12 protein-coding genes are annotated in these 18,080 nt (G+C 58.6%); 7 read left to right on the top strand and 5 right to left on the bottom strand.

The window, feature by feature from the left end; translation table 11 throughout:
* Positions 1 to 39: 39 nt before the first annotated feature.
* A complete protein-coding gene (locus I6L37_RS17220; protein ID WP_216992496.1) occupies positions 40 to 954 on the bottom strand; it encodes a LysR substrate-binding domain-containing protein in 915 nt (304 codons plus the stop codon).
* A 184-nt stretch (positions 955 to 1,138) separates the two neighbouring features.
* Between I6L37_RS17220 and metE the strand changes: the two genes are divergently transcribed.
* On the top strand, positions 1,139 to 3,418 hold the full coding sequence (gene metE, locus I6L37_RS17215; RefSeq protein ID WP_216992495.1) for a 5-methyltetrahydropteroyltriglutamate--homocysteine S-methyltransferase: 2,280 nt from the start codon (positions 1,139 to 1,141) through the stop codon (positions 3,416 to 3,418).
* Positions 3,419 to 3,551: 133 nt separating this feature from the next.
* Here metE and I6L37_RS17210 read toward each other — a convergent pair whose 3' ends face one another.
* Positions 3,552 to 4,469, bottom strand: coding sequence for a LysR family transcriptional regulator (locus tag I6L37_RS17210; protein ID WP_216992494.1), 918 nt, complete (start codon positions 4,467 to 4,469; stop codon positions 3,552 to 3,554).
* Positions 4,470 to 4,625: 156 nt separating this feature from the next.
* Here I6L37_RS17210 and I6L37_RS17205 point away from each other — a divergent pair, with 156 nt between their 5' ends.
* The 4 genes from I6L37_RS17205 (at position 4,626) to pflB (ending at position 11,577) form a co-directional block, all read left to right on the top strand.
* A complete protein-coding gene (locus I6L37_RS17205; protein ID WP_216992493.1) occupies positions 4,626 to 6,059 on the top strand; it encodes a glycoside hydrolase family 1 protein in 1,434 nt (477 codons plus the stop codon).
* 198 nt (positions 6,060 to 6,257) lie between these two features.
* Positions 6,258 to 8,018, top strand: coding sequence for a 30S ribosomal protein S12 methylthiotransferase accessory factor YcaO (gene ycaO / locus I6L37_RS17200; protein ID WP_216992492.1), 1,761 nt, complete (start codon positions 6,258 to 6,260; stop codon positions 8,016 to 8,018).
* 381 nt (positions 8,019 to 8,399) lie between these two features.
* Positions 8,400 to 9,248 carry a formate transporter FocA gene (gene focA / locus I6L37_RS17195; protein WP_042028928.1) on the top strand — a complete coding sequence of 283 codons (849 nt, stop codon included), beginning with the start codon at positions 8,400 to 8,402 and terminating at the stop codon, positions 9,246 to 9,248.
* Between the two features lie 46 nt (positions 9,249 to 9,294).
* Positions 9,295 to 11,577: a formate C-acetyltransferase gene (pflB, locus tag I6L37_RS17190; RefSeq protein WP_026456125.1), complete on the top strand. Its 2,283-nt coding sequence runs from the start codon at positions 9,295 to 9,297 to the stop codon at positions 11,575 to 11,577.
* A 298-nt stretch (positions 11,578 to 11,875) separates the two neighbouring features.
* On the opposite strand, the gene I6L37_RS17185 is transcribed toward pflB, so the two are convergent.
* Both I6L37_RS17185 and I6L37_RS17180 read right to left on the bottom strand, forming a co-directional pair.
* Complete coding sequence (locus I6L37_RS17185; RefSeq protein ID WP_302057032.1) at positions 11,876 to 12,310, bottom strand: YcgN family cysteine cluster protein; 435 nt, start codon at positions 12,308 to 12,310, stop codon at positions 11,876 to 11,878.
* Between the two features lie 322 nt (positions 12,311 to 12,632).
* Positions 12,633 to 13,118: a cell division inhibitor gene (locus I6L37_RS17180; protein WP_216992491.1), complete on the bottom strand. Its 486-nt coding sequence runs from the start codon at positions 13,116 to 13,118 to the stop codon at positions 12,633 to 12,635.
* A 229-nt stretch (positions 13,119 to 13,347) separates the two neighbouring features.
* On the opposite strand from I6L37_RS17180, the gene I6L37_RS17175 reads away from it, so the two are divergent.
* Together I6L37_RS17175 and I6L37_RS17170 are read left to right on the top strand one after the other, a co-directional pair.
* Positions 13,348 to 13,545, top strand: coding sequence for a DUF4250 domain-containing protein (locus I6L37_RS17175; protein WP_026456128.1), 198 nt, complete (start codon positions 13,348 to 13,350; stop codon positions 13,543 to 13,545).
* Positions 13,546 to 13,917: 372 nt separating this feature from the next.
* Positions 13,918 to 16,392: a glycogen/starch/alpha-glucan phosphorylase gene (locus I6L37_RS17170; protein WP_216992490.1), complete on the top strand. Its 2,475-nt coding sequence runs from the start codon at positions 13,918 to 13,920 to the stop codon at positions 16,390 to 16,392.
* Between the two features lie 254 nt (positions 16,393 to 16,646).
* Here I6L37_RS17170 and I6L37_RS17165 read toward each other — a convergent pair whose 3' ends face one another.
* The gene (locus tag I6L37_RS17165) at positions 16,647 to 18,032 is read right to left on the bottom strand and encodes a DASS family sodium-coupled anion symporter (protein ID WP_042028921.1); all 1,386 of its coding nucleotides are present in this window, start codon (positions 18,030 to 18,032) and stop codon (positions 16,647 to 16,649) included.
* Positions 18,033 to 18,080: the final 48 nt, after the last annotated feature.

The raw sequence follows: 18,080 nt of genomic DNA, 5'->3' as shown, positions 1-18,080 counted from the left end.
TTTCCGATATAGGCCGCCATTATGGCGGCCTTGTTATGTCTATTTCTGATCGCCCATCTTGCTGCGAATGCGGGCAAACAGGCTCTGCAGGCAGGCCTGATCCCGATCGGCGGCGCGCACCGCGCCATACATATGGCGGCGCACGCCATCCCCGAGTGGCCGTGTTTCGAGCAGCCCCTGGCGGACAAACTCGTCGCTGGCCCAGCGCGGCAGGGCGGCGACACCCAGCCCGGCGGCAGCCATCTGCAACATGACCGAGGTGTTGTCCACCGGCTTGCAGCGGGCGGGCTCCACCCCGGCCGGTTGCAGGAAGCGGCTGAACACATCCATCCGGGTGCGCTCCACCGGGTAGACCAGCAACACCTCCTGGCGAAGATCCTCTGGCGCGATGCACGCTTGCCGACAGAGCGGGTGATCCGGTGCCATCACCAGGGTGAGATCGAAGGCGAACAGCGGTTCGAAATGAAGATCGCCGCGGGCCTGCACGTCCGAGGTGAGCAGCAGATCGAGTTGGCCGCCGAGCAGGGCGGCCAGGGCATCGAAGCCCGGCACCGACTCCACCTCCAGATCCACCCCTGGCCACTGGCGGCGAAAATCAGGCAACAGCGGCAGCAGCCACTGGATGCAGCTGTGGCAATCGAGCGCCAGATGCAGGCGGCCGGCGTCACCGTTGTGCAGGGCCTGTAGCTGCTTCTCTGTATGGGCCAGGGCGGGCAGCACCTGACGGGCCAGGGTCAGCAGCTGGTTGCCCGCCGCCGTCAGCACCAGGGGCCGGCTCTTTCGCAAAAACAGCTCCAGATTGAGGCGGGCCTCCAACTCTTTGAGTTGGTGGGAGAGGGCCGACTGGGTGAGGTTGAGGGTGAGCGCCGCCCCGGCCAGCGACCCTTGCTCGGCCAGTGCCGTCACCGTCTTCAAGTGTTTGATCTCGATGCTTGAATTGCTTGGCAGCGCCATGACATGGCTCCTTGTGGCATCGGCTGAAGATGCGCTTGCGTGTCAGTTGAGGATTTCTTGAGAAGCTGTTGAAAAGGATTCAATAGCCAACGCCACCTTATCTTGTCATTTTGGATGTGTAAACATCTGGATGGCCAAATCATCCAGTTTCCCATCAGATGAACGAGCATAAGGAATTGGATTTATGACCCGAGCACATACCCTGGGCTTCCCCCGCATCGGCGCCAAGCGCGAGCTGAAATTTGCCCTCGAATCCTACTGGCGTGGCGAAACCAGCCAGAGCGATCTCATCGCCGTGGGCAAGAGCCTGCGTGAGCGTCACTGGCAGGCCCAACGCAGCGCCGGGGTCAACCTGCTGCCGGTCGGGGATTTTGCTTGGTACGACCAGGTGCTCGGCACCAGCCTGCTGGTGGATGCGGTACCGGCCCGTCACCGTCACGGCGACACCGATCTCGATACCCTGTTCCGGGTCGCCCGTGGCCGTGCGCCGACCGGCCCTGCCGCCGCTGCCGCCGAGATGACCAAGTGGTTCAACACCAACTACCACTATCTGGTGCCCGAGTTCAGCCGCGACCAGCGCTTCAAGCTGGGCTGGAGTCAGCTGTTTGACGAGGTGGAGGAGGCCAAGGCCCTGGGGCTGCCGGTCAAGGCGGTGCTGCTGGGCCCCGTCTCTTACCTGTGGCTTGGTAAGGAGAAGGAGAGCGGTTTCTCCCGCCTCGAGCTGCTGGAGCGCCTGCTCATCGTCTACCAGGAAATTCTGGCGAAGCTGGCGTCCCAGGGCGTGGAGTGGGTACAAATAGACGAGCCGGCGCTGGCGCTGGATCTGCCGGACGAGTGGCGACTGGCCTATCTCAAGGCGTATGAGCGCCTCGCCGGCCCCTGCAAGCTGCTGCTCACCACCTATTTCGGCTCTGTGGCTCACCAGCGCGACATCATCACCAGCCTCAAGGTCGACGGCCTGCACCTGGATCTGGTGGCCGCCCCCGAGCAACTGCAGACTCTGCTGCCCTATCTGCCGGCCCAGTGGGTCATCTCGGCTGGCGTCATCAATGGCCGCAACGTCTGGCGCGCCAACCTGCTCAAGCTGGCCCCGACCCTGAAGGCCCTCAAGGATAAATATGGCGAGCAGCTCTGGGTGGCATCATCCTGCTCCCTGTTGCACAGCCCGGTGGATCTCACCCTGGAGCAGGAGCTGGATCCACAGACCCGTAGCTGGTTCGCCTTCGCCCTGCAGAAGTGCTACGAGCTGGGGTTGCTCTCTGCTTATTTGGATAACAAAGAGCCGGATGGCGGGGATCTGGACAAGATCACGGCCTACAGCCAGCCCATCATCGCTCGGGAGTCCGACAGCCGGGTGCACAAGAAGGCGGTGCAGTCGCGCTTGGCAAGCCTCACCAACAGCGATTTTGATCGCCACAACCCCTATCCGGTGCGGGCAGAGGTTCAGCGCGCAGAGCTCAAGCTGCCACTGTTGCCCACCACCACCATCGGCTCCTTCCCGCAGACCCCGGAGATCCGCGTGCTGCGTCAGGATTGGCGGGCCGGTCGCATCGACAACGGGGCCTACGAGGCGGGCATTCAGGCCCAGATCAAGGATGCCATCCTGCGCCAAGAGGCCATCGGGCTGGACGTGCTGGTGCACGGCGAGGCCGAGCGCAACGACATGGTGGAGTATTTCGGGGAGCTGCTGGACGGCTTTGCTATCACTCGCTTCGGCTGGGTACAGAGCTATGGCTCCCGCTGCGTCAAGCCGCCGGTGATCACCCGTGACATCGACCGTCCGACCCCCATGACCCTGGAGTGGACCAAGTTTGCCCAGAGCCTGACCGACAAGCCGGTGAAGGGGATGTTGACCGGTCCCGTGACCATCCTCTGCTGGTCCTTCCCGCGGGAAGACGTGAGCCGCGAGCAGTCCGCCCTGCAGATCGGTCTGGCCATTCGCGACGAGGTGGCGGATCTGGAGGCCGCCGGCATCAAGATCATCCAGATCGACGAGCCGGCGATCCGCGAGGGTCTGCCCCTGCGCAAGCAGGATCATCAGGCCTACCTCGACTGGGCGGTGCGCGCCTTCCGCCTGAGTGCGAGCCCGGTGGTGGACAGTACCCAGATCCATACCCACATGTGCTACAGCGACTTCAACCTCATCATAGAGGCGGTGGCCGCGCTCGACGCGGACGTCATCACCATCGAGACCAGCCGCAGCCAGATGCAGCTGTTGGGGGCGTTCGAGCGCTTCAACTACCCCAACGAAATTGGCCCGGGGGTCTATGACATCCACTCGCCCAACGTGCCGAGCCAGGGCTGGATTGAGGATCTGATCCGCAAGGCCGCCAAGCAGATCCCGGCCGAGCGGCTCTGGGTCAACCCGGACTGCGGCCTCAAGACCCGCGGCTGGGAAGAGACCACCGCCGCCCTCAGCGTGATGGTGGAGGCAACCCGGGCGCTACGGGCCGAGCTGGCTTGAGCTACAGGACTTTTCCGGCCAAACAACACACGCAGGCTGTCGGTCTGAATCGACAGCACTGATAGCGACGCAAGAGAGAGGGAAGGCCACGGTCTTCCCTCTGTTTTTTCCGCTGTTTGGTTGTTGTGGACAGTCAGGATGGTGACAAGACCGGATCTGACCCCGGCAGCGCGGACTGTGCGGCGCCTATTCCTGTGGTTAGAGTGCTGACCGTCTGCCAGAAGGCGTCGATCAGCGGCCCCTTGCTGTGGGGTGGGCGGATAAGGCCAATGGTCCAGCAGGCTTCCCCCTCGGTCAGCGGCAGGGTCAGCACATCCGGGTGCTCTATGGTGGTGGAGGAGGGGACCAGGGTCCAGGCGATGTCGGCAGCGGCGGTGGCGACGCCGGCGGCGAAGTCGTTGACGTACTGGATATCGCGAAAACGCAGCCCGCTCTGGGCCAGGTAGTGCATCAGGTGATCGTAAAACGAGGGGGCCTTGTCCCGGCGCAGGATGGCCAGCGGCTTGTCCACCAGATCAGCCAGCTTGCTCACACCGGCGTAGCTCGCGGGCAGCACGGCGACAAAATGGGCCCGCACCACCGGCAGGCACGGCCACCCCTTGGGGGCGGGCAGGCGGCAGAAGCCGAGATCCAGCTTGCCTTCGCTCAGTGCCAGCAACTGATGGTGGGTGGAGAGATCGTTGAGCTCTATGGTCACCTGGGGGCGTTCGGCCCTAAATTGCGCGATGGCGGCGGGCACCAGCAGCTTGGTGGCGACCCCGAAGCCGATGCGCAGGGTGCCGCTGTTGCCGGCCAGCACGTCGCGGGCGCTGCGTGCTAGCTGCTCGCTGGCCGCCACCAGGGCGCGGGCATCCTCATAGAGGGCGCGTCCCAGCACGGTGAGACGGGTGCTGCTTGCGTTGCGCTCGAACAGCTCGCCGCCCAGCTCCTCTTCCAGCCGCCGGATCTGCTTGCTCAGCGCCGACTGAGTGACGTGCTGGCGCACCGCCGCCTGACCGAAGTGCAATACCTCCCCCAGGGTGACGAAGGCCTTCAGATCCCGCAACTCCATGTCGGCTCCTGTGATTCCTGTTTGGAATGTTGAATGGTTAAATTTGTCATTGGACGGAATTTTAGAACTGTTCGATGCTAATGCCAATTCCATTGGGCACCGCCAGTCGGTGCGATCAAGGTGGCCAGCCCACCGCCGCAGAAGGAGCAACCCCAGATGCATCACCACAAGTTCAACGACTTCCCGAAAGATTTTTTGTGGGGCGCCGCCTCCGCCGCCTATCAGGTGGAAGGGGGCTGGGACGCCGATGGCAAGGGGCCCTCGGTGTGGGATCGCTTCACCAAGCTGCCGGGCAAGACCTTTGAGGGGAGCAACGGCGACGTGGCGGTGGATCACTACCACCGCATGGAGGAGGACGTGGCGCTGATGGCCGAGATGGGGCTCAAGGCCTACCGCTTCTCGGTGAGCTGGCCGCGCATCTACCCGACCGGCCGTGGCGAGGTGAACGAGGCGGGGCTCGCCTTCTATGAAAAACTCATCGATACCCTGCTGGCCCACCAGATTGAGCCGGTGCTCACCCTCTATCACTGGGACCTGCCCCAAGCGCTGCAGGACGAATACGGCGGCTGGGAAGACCGGCGGATCATCGCCGATTTTGAGCGCTACTGTGTGACCCTCTATCAGCGCTTTGCCGGCAAGGTGAAGTACTGGGTGTCGCTCAACGAACAGAACTACAACCTGACCAACGCCTATCAGCTCGGCACCCATCCGCCCGCAGAGCAAGACCGCAAGCGCTTCTTTGCTGCCAACCACATTGCGTTTCTGGCCAACGCCAGGGTCATCAAGGCGTTTCGCCTGCATGTGCCGGGGGGGCTGATCGGCCCAAGCTTTGCCTATTCTCCCGCCTATCCGGCCTCGTGCGATCCCAAAGACATGCTGGCTTACGAGAATGCCGAGGAGTTCACCAACCTCTGGTGGCTGGATGCATATTGCTTTGGCCGCTATCCCCAGGCGGCGCTCGCCTACCTGCGGGAAACCGGCGAGGCGCCGGAGATCCTGCCGGGCGATCTCGAGCTGTTGCGGGAAGGAACCCCCGACTACATCGGCGTCAACTACTACTACACCCTGACCTATACCGACAACCCGCTCGGCGGCCAGACGATGCAGCGCATCAACACCACGGGCAAGAAGGGCACTACGCCGCCAAGCGGCATTCCCGGCCTCTACAAGACGGCGCCCAACCCGCACCTGGAGACCAGCAACTGGGACTGGGCCATCGACCCGACCGGGATGCGCATCGCCCTGCGCCGGCTCTCCTCCCGCTACGGCCTGCCGCTGATGATCACCGAGAACGGCCTCGGCGAGTTCGACAAGCTGGCGGCAGGGGACAGGGTGCACGACGATTACCGCATCGACTATCTGCGCAGCCACGTCAAGGCGTGCCAGGAGGCGCTGCAGGACGGGGTGGAGCTCTTGGGCTATTGCGCCTGGTCGTTCACCGATATTCTGAGCTGGCTCAACGGCTACCAGAAGCGCTACGGCTTCGTCTATGTTGAGCGGGACGAGCAGGGGGGCTCCCTGCGCCGTCTCAAGAAGGACAGCTTCTTCTGGTATCAGTCGGTCATCGCGAGCCAGGGCAAGCAGCTCTAACTCACCATCGCGGTGATCCCTCTTGCGCGGGATCGGGCGGCAGCCCGGTCCCGTTTACTGATCAATGTGGCGCCCTCATCGCCTCTCTCCTCTTTCTCCCTTCTGTTTGCGTCCGGCGCTGATTTTTGTCCTGCCAAAGCCGTTGACCCCTGCTATTATCTGCGGCCAAACATGAGCCAATAAAATCAGGACATTGTGATGACCGACCACACTTTTATTCCCGGCAAGGACGCGGCGCTGGAAGACTCCATCGAACGCTTCCAGACCAAGCTGCAAGCCCTGGGGTTTGATATCGAAGAGGCCTCCTGGCTCAACCCCGTGCCCAACGTCTGGTCCGTGCACATCCGTGACAAGGAGTGCTCCCTCTGCTTTACCAACGGCAAGGGCGCCAGCAAAAAGGCCGCACTGGCCTCGGCCCTCGGCGAGTACTTCGAGCGTCTCTCCACCAACTACTTCTTCGCCGACTTTTATCTGGGCGAGCAGGTAGCGAACGGTGATTTCGTCCACTACCCGAACGAGAAGTGGTTCCCCATCGAGGGGGATCAGCTGCCTGCCGGTCTGCTCGACTCTTTCACCCGCAAGTTCTACAACCCGGATGGGGAAGTGACCGCCGACATGCTGGTGGATCTGCAGTCTGGCAACGAGGAGCGAGGTATCGTCGCCCTGCCGTTCGAGCGCCAGTCCGACCATCAGACCGTCTACATCCCGATGAACATCATCGGCAACCTCTATGTCTCCAACGGCATGAGTGCCGGCAACACCAAGACCGAGGCCCGCACCCAGGCGCTCTCCGAGGTGTTCGAGCGTCACGTGAAGAACAAGATCATCGCCGAGGCCATCAGCCTGCCGGAGATCCCTGCTGAGGTGATCGCCCGTTATCCGGGGATCCAGGCCTCCATCGCCGCCCTTGAGGCCGAAGGTTTCCCCATCTACAGCTTCGATGCGTCCCTGGGTGGCCGCTATCCGGTCATCTGCGTGGTGTTGCTCAACCCGAGCAACGGCACCTGCTTTGCCTCCTTCGGTGCCCACCCGCGTTTCGAAGTGGCGTTCGAGCGTACCGTCACCGAGCTGCTGCAGGGGCGTGGCCTCAAGGATCTGGACGTGTTCGTACCGCCCTCGTTCGACAACGAGCAGGTAGCGGATCACCACAACCTGGAGACCCACTTCATCGACTCCTCCGGTCTCATCAGCTGGGATCTGTTCAAGCAGGATGCGGACTTCGAGTTTGCCGACTGGGATTTTCGCGGCACGTCGCAGGAGGAGTTCGATCACCTGATCGGCATCTTCCACGAGCTGGAGCAGCCGGTCTATATCGCCGACTACGAGCACCTGGGCGTCTATGCCTGCCGCATCCTGGTGCCCGGCATGTCCGACATCTATCCGGCCGAGGATCTGTTGCTGGCCAACAACACCATGGGGGCTCACCTGCGGGAAACTATTCTGGCGCTGCCGGCGCTGGAGTGGGATGCAGAGCAATACATGGCGCTGTTTGACCAGCTGGATGAAGAGGGGCACGACGAACGCACCCGGGTGCGAGAGCTGCTCGGCATTGCCGCCGCCAAGGGCACCGCTCTGCATACCCTGAGGGTTGGTGAGCTCAAGGCCATGCTGGCGCTGGCCGCAGGCGAGCTGGAAACGGCGCTCGATCTCATCGACTGGACCATGGAATTCAACCAGTCCGTGTTCCCGGCCGAGCGGGCCAACTACTACCGCGCCCTGCGCGCCTGTGTCGAGCTCTTCCTCGACGAGGAGCGAGACCCCGAGCAGTACCGCGCCGTGTTCGCCCGCATGTTCGGCGAAGATACCCTGGCCGAGGCTTGGGCCCACGCCAGTGGTAAGGCGCGCTTCCACGGTCTGGAGGCGGCCGATCTGTCGCTTGAGCAGTTCCCGCTGCACCAGAAACTGCTGTCGGCTTACGAAAAGTTGCAGAAAGCCAAACGCACCCACCAGTGGGCGTAAGGCTATAACGTGTTATAAAGGGGCCGTTCGGCCCCTTTTTTATGCAAAAGACAGAGTGTGATGCGTTATTCAAAGATGAAATAAAAAACAAAAAATACCCCTAAGGGGGTTGACGAAGGGGAGGGGGGTACAGGGTCGTCCCGCAAAGATATCTTGCCGATAATACTTTGAGGTGGATATCAATAAATTCTTTTAAATCATTATATTAAAAAAACAAAGCTTCTGTTTCAGCTGAAACCTGGTGTAAACTTATGGCTCTGCAGCCTTAAAATCTTTGTAGTAAAATTACATTCGCACACTGATAAATTTGATCAATGTCAATTTTGGCCATTTGCCCCTTTGTTATGATTTCGGCAGGCAAAACGTTCAGGTACAAAATAATTGAAAACTGAATCTCCATTCGATTGTCTCAAACCCGAAGCCATCGCAGCACTGGCTGAAGACATCACTTATGCCAAGGCCACCAAGCCGGCATACAAGGTCATTCCACTGGCCATTACCGCAGGCGCTTTCATCGCCATCGCGTTTATCTTCTACATTACGGTGACCACAGGCTCCTCTTCCATGTCATGGGGCATGGCGAAGCTGGTCGGCGGTCTCTGCTTCTCCCTTGGTCTTATTCTTTGTGTGCTGCTCGGTGCCGAGCTGTTCACCTCCACCACCCTGACCCTGGTGGCCAAGGCAGCCAACCGCATCAGCTGGGCACAGCTGTTCAAAAACTGGGGCCTGGTCTACTTTGGCAACCTGATTGGTGGCCTGCTCATGGTGGGGCTTATCATCATGTCGGCGGAATACACTGCGGCAGATGGCCAGTGGGGCCTCAACGCCCTGAAAGTGGCCCAGCACAAGATCCACCATACTTTCTTTGAAGCCGTTGCCCTTGGCATCCTGTGCAACCTGATGGTCTGCCTTGCCGCCTGGATGGCATTTGGTGCCCGCAGTGCCACTGACAAGGTCGTGGTGATGTTGCTGCCGGTTGCCATGTTCGTCGCCTCCGGCTTCGAGCACAGCATCGCAAACATGTTTATGATTCCGGTTGGTATCGCGATTCACAGCGTGGCCAGCCCGGAATTCTGGCAGGCTATCGGACAGGATCCGGCAAGCTTCGCCGATCTGACCGTATCCAACTTTGTCCTACACAACCTCATCCCTGTTACCATTGGCAATATCATCGGTGGTGGCGTCATGGTTGGTTTGACTTACTGGTTTATCTTCCGTCGTCATCATTAAGGATGATTGCGGGATACTACATCAATACCGTGTGAGGTAATGAAAAATGGCAGAACTTAACGAACAGTTCCAAAAAGCATGGGAAGGCTTCGCGGCCGGTGAATGGCAGACTTCTGTCAACACCCGTGACTTCATCCAGAAGAACTACACCCCGTATGAAGGTGATGAGTCCTTCCTGGCTGGCGCGACCGAAGCGACCACCAAGCTGTGGGACAAGGTCATGGAAGGCATCAAGATCGAGAACCGCACTCACGCGCCGGTTGATTTTGATACCGACCTGCCCTCCACCATTACCGCACACGATGCCGGTTACATCGATCAGAGCCTGGAGCAGATCGTTGGCCTGCAGACTGACAAGCCGCTGAAGCGCGCCATCATCGCCAACGGCGGTATCAAGATGGTCAAGACTTCTTGCGAAGTGTACGGTCGTCAGCTGGACCCGATGGTCGAGAAGATCTTCACCGAGTACCGCAAGACTCACAACCAGGGCGTGTTTGACGTTTACACCAAAGACATCCTGAACTGCCGCAAGTCCGGCGTCATCACCGGTCTGCCGGATGCCTACGGTCGCGGCCGTATCATCGGTGACTACCGTCGTGTTGCCCTGTACGGTATCGACTTCCTGATGGCCGACAAACTGGCCCAGTTCAAGTCCCTGCAGGAAGATCTGGAAAACGGCGTCAACCTGGAAGCCACCATCCGTCTGCGCGAAGAGATCTCCGAGCAGCACCGTGCTCTGGCCCAGATGAAAGTCATGGCTGCCAAGTATGGTTGCGACATCTCCGTACCGGCCAAGAACGCCAAAGAAGCCGTACAGTGGACCTACTTCGCCTACCTGGCGGCAGTCAAGTCCCAGAACGGTGCAGCCATGTCCTTCGGTCGTACCTCCAGCTTCCTGGACATCTATATCGAACGTGACCTGCAGAAGGGTCTGATCACCGAACAGGAAGCCCAGGAGCTGATGGACCACATGGTCATGAAGCTGCGCATGGTTCGCTTCCTGCGTACTCCGGAATACGATTCACTGTTCTCCGGCGACCCGATGTGGGCCACCGAGACTCTGGCCGGTATGGGCGTTGATGGCCGTACCCTGGTCACCAAGAACAGCTTCCGTATGCTGAACACCCTGTACACCATGGGCCCGTCCCCTGAGCCGAACCTGACCATCCTGTGGTCCGAGAAGCTGCCGGTCGGTTTCAAGAAGTACTGTGCCAAGGTATCCATCGAGACCTCTTCCGTTCAGTACGAGAACGACGATCTGATGCGTCCGGACTTCAACAACGATGACTACGCCATCGCTTGCTGTGTGTCCCCGATGATCGTAGGCAAGCAAATGCAGTTCTTCGGTGCTCGTGCCAACCTGGCCAAGACCATGCTGTACGCCATCAACGGCGGTATGGACGAGAAGATGAAGCTGCAGGTCGGTCCGAAGACCGAGATGATCACCTCCGAGTACCTCGACTACGACGAAGTGATGGATCGTCTGGATCACTTCATGGACTGGCTGGCCAAGCAGTATGTAGCGGCCCTGAACATCATCCACTACATGCACGACAAGTACAGCTACGAAGCCTCTCTGATGGCGCTGCACGATCGTGACGTGTATCGCACCATGGCTTGCGGTATCGCCGGTCTGTCCGTTGCTGCCGACTCCCTGTCTGCCATCAAGTACGCCAAGGTCAAGCCGGTACGTGATGAAGACGGCGTGGCCATCGACTTCGAAATCGAAGGCGAATACCCGCAGTTCGGTAACAACGACGCTCGCGTCGACGACATCGCCTGTGACCTGGTCGAGCGCTTCATGAAGAAAATTCAGAAGCTGAACACCTACCGTGGCGCCGTGGCTACCCAGTCCGTGCTGACCATCACCTCCAACGTGGTGTACGGCAAGAAAACCGGTAACACCCCGGATGGTCGTCGCGCCGGTGCGCCGTTCGGCCCGGGTGCCAACCCGATGCATGGTCGTGACCAGAAGGGTGCGGTTGCCTCTCTGACTTCCGTTGCCAAGCTGCCGTTTGCTTACGCCAAAGATGGTATCTCCTATACCTTCTCCATCGTACCGAACGCACTGGGTAAAGACATGGAAGCCCAGAAAGCCAACCTGGCTGGTCTGATGGACGGTTATTTCCACCACGAAGCCAACGTAGAGGGTGGTCAGCACCTGAACGTGAACGTGATGAACCGTGAAATGCTGCTGGACGCCATGGAAAACCCGGAGAAATATCCGCAGTTGACCATCCGCGTATCCGGTTATGCCGTTCGCTTCAACTCTTTGACCAAAGAGCAACAGCAAGACGTCATCACCCGTACCTTCACCGCTTCTCTGTAATCGAGAACACGTGATTAAAAACCGGCGCCCAGGTGCCGGTTTTTTTATGCTTGCCATTCAGGGGGCGGGAGGATTTTCTGCCTCTGCCTCTGCCTCTGCCTCTGCCTCTGCCTCTGCCTCTGCCTCTGCCTCTGCCTCTGCCTCTGCCTCTTACCGTTACCGCTATCTCAGGCGCTGACAAAGGGATGGGTGAGTGCGGCAGGAAAGAAGGGGATGGCTGACGAAAAACGGGAGAGAGCAAAAAGGGCTGCATGGGCAGCCCTTGGTCTAGCTTGATGTATGGCGCTATGCCTTGGGCTCAGCTTGCCCAGGTGATGATATGGTCGGCCCACTCACCGGCATCGACCTCATGGATGACTTTGCCCCGTACCGATTGTCCGGCCTGGTGCATGGCAGAGCGGCTGCCGGTGATAAGGGGATGCCAGGCCGGCAGGGGATTGCCTTCTGCCAGCAGACGATAGGCGCAGGTTGAAGGCAGCCAGTCATACTCGGCGATCTTGTCGTGCGTGATCTGCAGGCAGTCAGGCTCGTTTTTGAATCGATTCAGGTAGTCAGAGCACTGGCAGGTCTTGGTGTTCAGTAGGTTGCAAGCGACATTGGTGAATACCAGCTCTTCGGTGTCTTCATCGATAAGTTTGTTGAGGCAGCACTTGCCACAGCCGTCACAGAGGGATTCCCATTCTGACTCGGTCATCTGTTGCAGACTCTTGGTCTGCCAAAAAGGGGCTTGCATCATACTGCTCACTTAATACACCTGATAAAACGCGTGGTTATACCCCTTGTTACCTCACATTTCAAGGATGACGGCCCATTGCCAGTGGCATGTGCTTTCCAAGGGCAATGGCTTGGCTCAAAAGAGCCTTGCTCTGATCCGCAAGTTGTTATCGCCGAGCTCCATCTCCATCCTTACCGCTTCCATCATTTATGGCGATGACCTATCTCTTGGCGAGAAGCCGGCAGCGTTGATTCACTGCATTTTGTCCCGGATTACAGCAATATGCCGTTGGCTCACTGCCTAGTTTTCTTTGGTCGAGTCTCGCCATAGTCGGTTTTTGTCAGTGATTAAGGTAGATATCCTGTTCTGCATAGGCGATCTGGGGCTTGGCTGCTCTTGGCGTCACGTCGCCCAAATAACGGATGAATACGCCAGATTGCTGTTCCAGCCGTTGCAATTTGGCGTGATCCAGTTCGATCGCTTCGGGTAACCAGGTGAACACGGCGGCACAATGGCCAGAACCGAGGCTGCGCTCCAGCGTCTGCTGCCAGTTCTTGATCTTGGTGCTGTGCACAATCAAGACCCTGGCTGGATCAAGTCCCTGTTCCTGCAGATGGAGAGCAGCAGGGCGGCCTGGCGGGGCGATCAGCAGGATCCATCCCTTGGTAGGAATTGATTGCGTACCCAGTTCTTTGTGCAGCGGTTCATCAGACAAGAAAGACGCGCGAGCGTGAGTCGGTCCCGCTTTGCAAGCCGTTCTGGTTGGCCAGGGATTGCTCATGGTACGGGTCATTCCATAGAGAGGTGAGTGCTGGGGCTGGTTCATCTACGCATCCTGTATAAAAACTCAAGCTGTATGCGCATACAGTAGTTCTGTCCTGTGACTCTGACAAGGCATTTTTGCCAAAAAATGTGATGCCCTTGGCAGGATGGGAGAAAAAGATACTGATTTATCAGGAAAATTTTTTTAAAAGCAGTGGTCGTTTTTTATTCGATGGACAAATGGAATGGAACCGCCCATGGTTATACAGGGTTAATGTAGGGGAGGTGACGTCATGGATATCAGTACTTTGCAGCGTCTGGATGCCAACATCTTGTTGGGCATCATCAATGAAAAGCTGAGACTGGAGTGTGACGGGCTGGAAGAGCTGCTGGCTTATTACGACATGAGTGAGGAGCAATTGGCGAACAGGCTGGGCCAGATTGGGTATCACTATGATCCCTTGACCAACCAGTTCAAGGCTCATCCCTGAACAACGGGGGATATCGTGTTGGCTTCATATTACATTTTGGCGCATTGAAATCGCTTTCAATGCGCCATTTCATGGCTTATTTTCAAGGATTTTCAAGACTTGGCAACCTCTGAAAACCTATTCATATTTAATTATTTTTACGATTGCGTTAACTTATTGATTTTTATGGTTTTGATTGGTTTTTAAAAGAATTTTAAGGAAAGGGTTTTCATACTTTTCTTGCATTTCCCGTGGGGTAAAGTGTGACTTGCGTTAACTTTTAATTCAGCTGCTTTCGTTAGTATTCTCACGCCGGTAAATATTTGAGATAACAACAGCGCCGGACCCGTTAACCGGGATAACAATTTTATTTGTAACGAAGGAATATGGTTTATGGCTACCAAGAAGAAGACAGACCAGGATCTCCAACTGGATAAAGATCAGCTCAAGGCGAGTATCGTGCGTCACCTGCGTTCTACCTTGGGTACAAGCGAACAGAAAGCTTCTCCCGAAGCGTGGTGGAAAGCCACCGCTGCGGCCGTCAACGAACAGGTGTACGAGCGCCTGACCCGCACTCAGCAGACTCACTTCAAGAAAGACACTCGTGCGATTCACTATCTCTCTGCTGAATTCCTGATGGGGCGTTTGACCTCCAACAACCTGCATAACCTCTCCCTGTACAAGATCTGCGAAGAAGCGCTTGGCGAGCTGGGTCTGGAACTGACCGATCTCTGCGAGCAAGAGCCGGATATGGCCCTTGGCAATGGCGGCCTGGGTCGACTGGCTGCCTGCTTCATCGATTCGCTGGCGACCCTCAACTATCCGGCCGTTGGCTACGGCATTCACTACGAGCACGGCCTGTTTCGTCAGGAAATTCAGGATGGTCGCCAGATTGAGCGTCCGGACTCCTGGCGTGAATATGGCAACCCCTGGGAGATCTGCCGCCCGGAATCGGTGCAGGAGATCCCGCTCTACGGCTACGTGGAAACCGTGTTTGGTGACAAGGGCGGCCTGAAGAAGGTGTGGCACGCCGGTCGCAAGATCAAAGGGGTGCCCTGGGATATCCCGGTGGTTGGCTTCGGCGGCCACACCGTCAACATCCTGCGTTTGTGGGAATCCCGTGCTTCCGAGTTCTTCGACTGGGACGTGTTCAACGCCGGTGGTTACATCGACTCCCAGGCCGAGAAAGCCCAGGCCGAGACCATCTCCAAGGTGCTCTATCCGAACGATGATACGGATGCAGGCAAGGAGCTGCGTCTGATCCAGCAGTACTTCTTCTGCGCCTGTTCCATCAAGGACATCCTGCGCCGCTACAAGCGGGTGCACGGCAGCGACTTTGGCAATTTTGCCACCCAGATTGCCATTCAGCTCAACGATACCCACCCCACCGTGGCGATCCCCGAGCTGATGCGGGTGCTGGTAGATGAAGAGGGGATGGACTGGAATGCCGCCTGGGATATCAGTTATCAGGTCTTCTCCTACACCAACCACACTCTGCTGCCGGAGGCGCTGGAGAAGTGGTCTGTCAGCCTGTTCGAGAAGGTGCTGCCGCGCCATCTGGAGATCATCTATGAAATCAACGCCCGCTTCCTGAATGATCTGGTCGAGCCCAAGTGGCCGGGCAACGATGCCATCAAGGCCAAGCTTTCCATCATTGAAGAGGGGAGTGTGCGCAAGGTGCGCATGGGCAACCTGTGCGTCATCGGCTCCTCCAAGGTGAACGGCGTGGCCGAGATCCACTCCAAACTGGTGAAGGAAGATCTCTTCCCCGAATATGCCGAGCTGTGGCCGGAGAAGATGTGCAACGTCACCAACGGCGTGACCCCCCGTCGCTGGCTGCTGGCCTGCAACCCGGAACTGGCCGAGCTCTACAACGAGGTGGTGGGTAAAGAGTGGCCGCTGCAGCTCGACAAACTGCGCAGCGTCACCAAGTTTGCCGACGACAAGGCCTTCCAGCAGCAGTTCATGACCATCAAGCGTCACAACAAGGAGAAGCTGGTCAAGGTCATCAAGGCCGAAACCGGCATCGACGTCAGTGCCGAGGCGATCTTCGACGTCCAGATCAAGCGTCTGCACGAATACAAGCGCCAGCAGCTGAACCTTATCCACATCATGGCGCTCTACCGTCGCCTGCTGGCGAACCCGGACTACGACATGCACCCGCGGGTGTTCATCTTCGGCTCCAAGGCGGCGCCCGGCTACAAGCTGGCCAAAGACATCATCTATGCCATCAACAAGTTGGCGGAGCGGGTCAACAATGACGTGCGTATTCAGGGCAAGCTTAAGGTGGTGTTCATGCCGAACTACCGCGTGAGCCTGGCCGAGAAGCTGATCCCGGCGGCCGACGTTTCCGAGCAGATCTCCACCGCAGGTTACGAGGCATCCGGTACCGGCAACATGAAGATGGCACTGAACGGCGCCATTACCATCGGCACCCTGGACGGGGCCAACATCGAGATCGCCGAAGAGGCCGGTGCCGAAAACTGCGCCATCTTCGGTTTGAACGTGGACGAGGTGAAGTCCCTGAAGGGGCACGGTTACAACCCCTATGACTTCTACTATGCCAACTCCGAGCTCAAAGCCGTGCTGGACTGGTTCGATACCGACTACTTCACGCCGGGTCGCCCGGGGGAACTCTCCTCCATCAAGCGTTCCCTGCTGGAAGGGGGCGATCCCTACCTGACTCTGGCAGATTTCGCCTCCTATTCGGAAGCGCACAAGCTCATCGATACCTGGTATCGGGATCCGGCGCTGTGGGCGAAGAAGGCGATCATCAACTCGGCTACCATGGGCAAGTTCAACTCCGACCGTTCCATCCAGGACTATGTGGATCGGATCTGGAACCTGAAGCCCTGCAGCATCGGCTGACAAGAAAGCAAACCCAAACCCCCGCCATGCGGGGGTTTTTTATTGGGCGTGGGCGACTTTGGTTGGTGTGAACGCGGGAGAAAGGCCAACTGCCCAACTGTCACCTCCAGCGTGAGGTTCTGGTATTTGAGTGCGAGTGACGTCCGATGACGGGGCTGAGAACGGGAGAAAAAGGTGCGCACTCCAGGAGCGTCGGTAGGCAAGAGAGGCAATAAAAAAGGCCCCGTCAGGGGCCTTGGCATACATGGGTTAACTCAATGGAGTATGTCGCCCATGAAGTAGGCAAGCATAGTCAGGATGACAGTGAAGACCAGGTTCAGCACCAGGCCTGCTCGCATCATTTCACGCTGCTGGATGTGGCCGCTGGCAAATACGATGGCGTTGGGCGGCGTGGCGACAGGCAACATGAAGGCACAAGAGGCACCGACGGCGATCAGCACGGAGACGACGATGGGCGACACCCCCAACGCTTCCGCAACGCCGGCAAACAGGGGCACCAGCAGGGCGGCGGTGGCAGTGTTGGACACCAGCTCGGTCAGGAACACCACGAAGGCGGTCAGGCACAGCAGGATGACGAAGATCGGCATGGCGGCGAGACCGTTGGAGAGGTGCTCCGCCAGGAAGGCGTTGGCGCCGGTCTGCTTCAGGATGGCGCTCAGGGTCAGGCCACCACCGAACAGCATCAGTACGCCCCAGTCGGTATTCTGGTTGATGTCATCCCAGCTGGCCACCCGGCTGATGGCAATAGCCAGGATGGCGCCCATGGCGATCAGGGTGTCGAACTGGGGAATGCCTCCCAACGCCTTGGCGATGGGTTGTGAGCCAATCCACAGCAGGACTGTGGTCAGGAAGATGCACAGGGTCACCTTGCGCTGGCCGGTCCACTGGATGGTCACCTGTTCGGTGCTGACCTGATGGGAGAGATTGGGGCGCGTCACCAGATAGAGCAGGCCGATACCCACCGGCATGAAGATGATGACTACGGGGATGCCGAATCTCATCCAGTCGGTAAAGCCAAGACCCATCTGGGCTGCAGCGATGGCATTGGGGGGGCTGCCGACCAGGGTGCCGATCCCGCCGATGCTGGCGCTGTAGGCGACGCCCAGCAGGACGAAGACCAGGGTGCGGCGATCCTTGTGAATGTCGAGGCCTTTTAGCATACCGAGGGCCAGCGGCATCATCATGGCGGCGGTGGCTGTGTTGCTGATCCACATGGAGAGGGCCGCCGTGATGGTGAAGAGTACCATGGAGGCCCAGCCCAGATGTCCCTTGGCGAGCTGCATCACCTTGGCGGCGATCTGGGTGTCCAGCCCCTGTTTGGAGAGGGCGGCTGCCAGGGCAAAGCCCCCGAAGAAGAGGAACAGGACGGGGTTGGCGAAGTCCGTCAGGGACTTGCTCATGTCAAACACCCCGAGCAGGGTGGCGAGTACAGGAATGGACAAGGCCGTGATGGTGATATTCACCGCTTCGGTCAGCCAGAGGATGGCGATGAAGATCAGGATGGCGAGGCCCTTGTTGACCATGGGGTCAAACGGAAGCCAAGCCAGCATGGCACAAAGCAGCAGGACATCCAGGATCACGATCCCTGATTTGATGTCCAGCCAGCGTGATGGCACTGAGGGTACAGCAGATGTGTGCATAGCATTCTCTCGGTTAATTTATGGTTGTTGTTGTGTTGCCGAGATTAC

The sequence above is a fragment of the Aeromonas sp. FDAARGOS 1407 genome (genome assembly GCF_019048725.1).
Lineage (GTDB): Bacteria > Pseudomonadota > Gammaproteobacteria > Enterobacterales > Aeromonadaceae > Aeromonas > Aeromonas enteropelogenes.
Note: the sequence above shows the minus strand (reverse complement) of the source record. Positions and strands in the feature narration are given on the sequence as shown.

Excerpts from the sequence above, each read along its gene's own strand:
- I6L37_RS17220 (WP_216992496.1), bottom strand. The coding sequence starts at position 954 with ATGGCGCTGCCAAGCAATTCAAGCATCGAGATCAAACACTTGAAGACG.
- metE (WP_216992495.1), top strand. The coding sequence starts at position 1,139 with ATGACCCGAGCACATACCCTGGGCTTCCCCCGCATCGGCGCCAAGCGC.
- I6L37_RS17210 (WP_216992494.1), bottom strand. The coding sequence starts at position 4,469 with ATGGAGTTGCGGGATCTGAAGGCCTTCGTCACCCTGGGGGAGGTATTG.
- I6L37_RS17205 (WP_216992493.1), top strand. The coding sequence starts at position 4,626 with ATGCATCACCACAAGTTCAACGACTTCCCGAAAGATTTTTTGTGGGGC.
- ycaO (WP_216992492.1), top strand. The coding sequence starts at position 6,258 with ATGACCGACCACACTTTTATTCCCGGCAAGGACGCGGCGCTGGAAGAC.
- pflB (WP_026456125.1), top strand. The coding sequence starts at position 9,295 with ATGGCAGAACTTAACGAACAGTTCCAAAAAGCATGGGAAGGCTTCGCG.
- I6L37_RS17185 (WP_302057032.1), bottom strand. The coding sequence starts at position 12,310 with ATGCAAGCCCCTTTTTGGCAGACCAAGAGTCTGCAACAGATGACCGAG.
- I6L37_RS17180 (WP_216992491.1), bottom strand. The coding sequence starts at position 13,118 with ATGAACCAGCCCCAGCACTCACCTCTCTATGGAATGACCCGTACCATG.
- I6L37_RS17175 (WP_026456128.1), top strand. The coding sequence starts at position 13,348 with ATGGATATCAGTACTTTGCAGCGTCTGGATGCCAACATCTTGTTGGGC.
- I6L37_RS17170 (WP_216992490.1), top strand. The coding sequence starts at position 13,918 with ATGGCTACCAAGAAGAAGACAGACCAGGATCTCCAACTGGATAAAGAT.
- I6L37_RS17165 (WP_042028921.1), bottom strand. The coding sequence starts at position 18,032 with ATGCACACATCTGCTGTACCCTCAGTGCCATCACGCTGGCTGGACATC.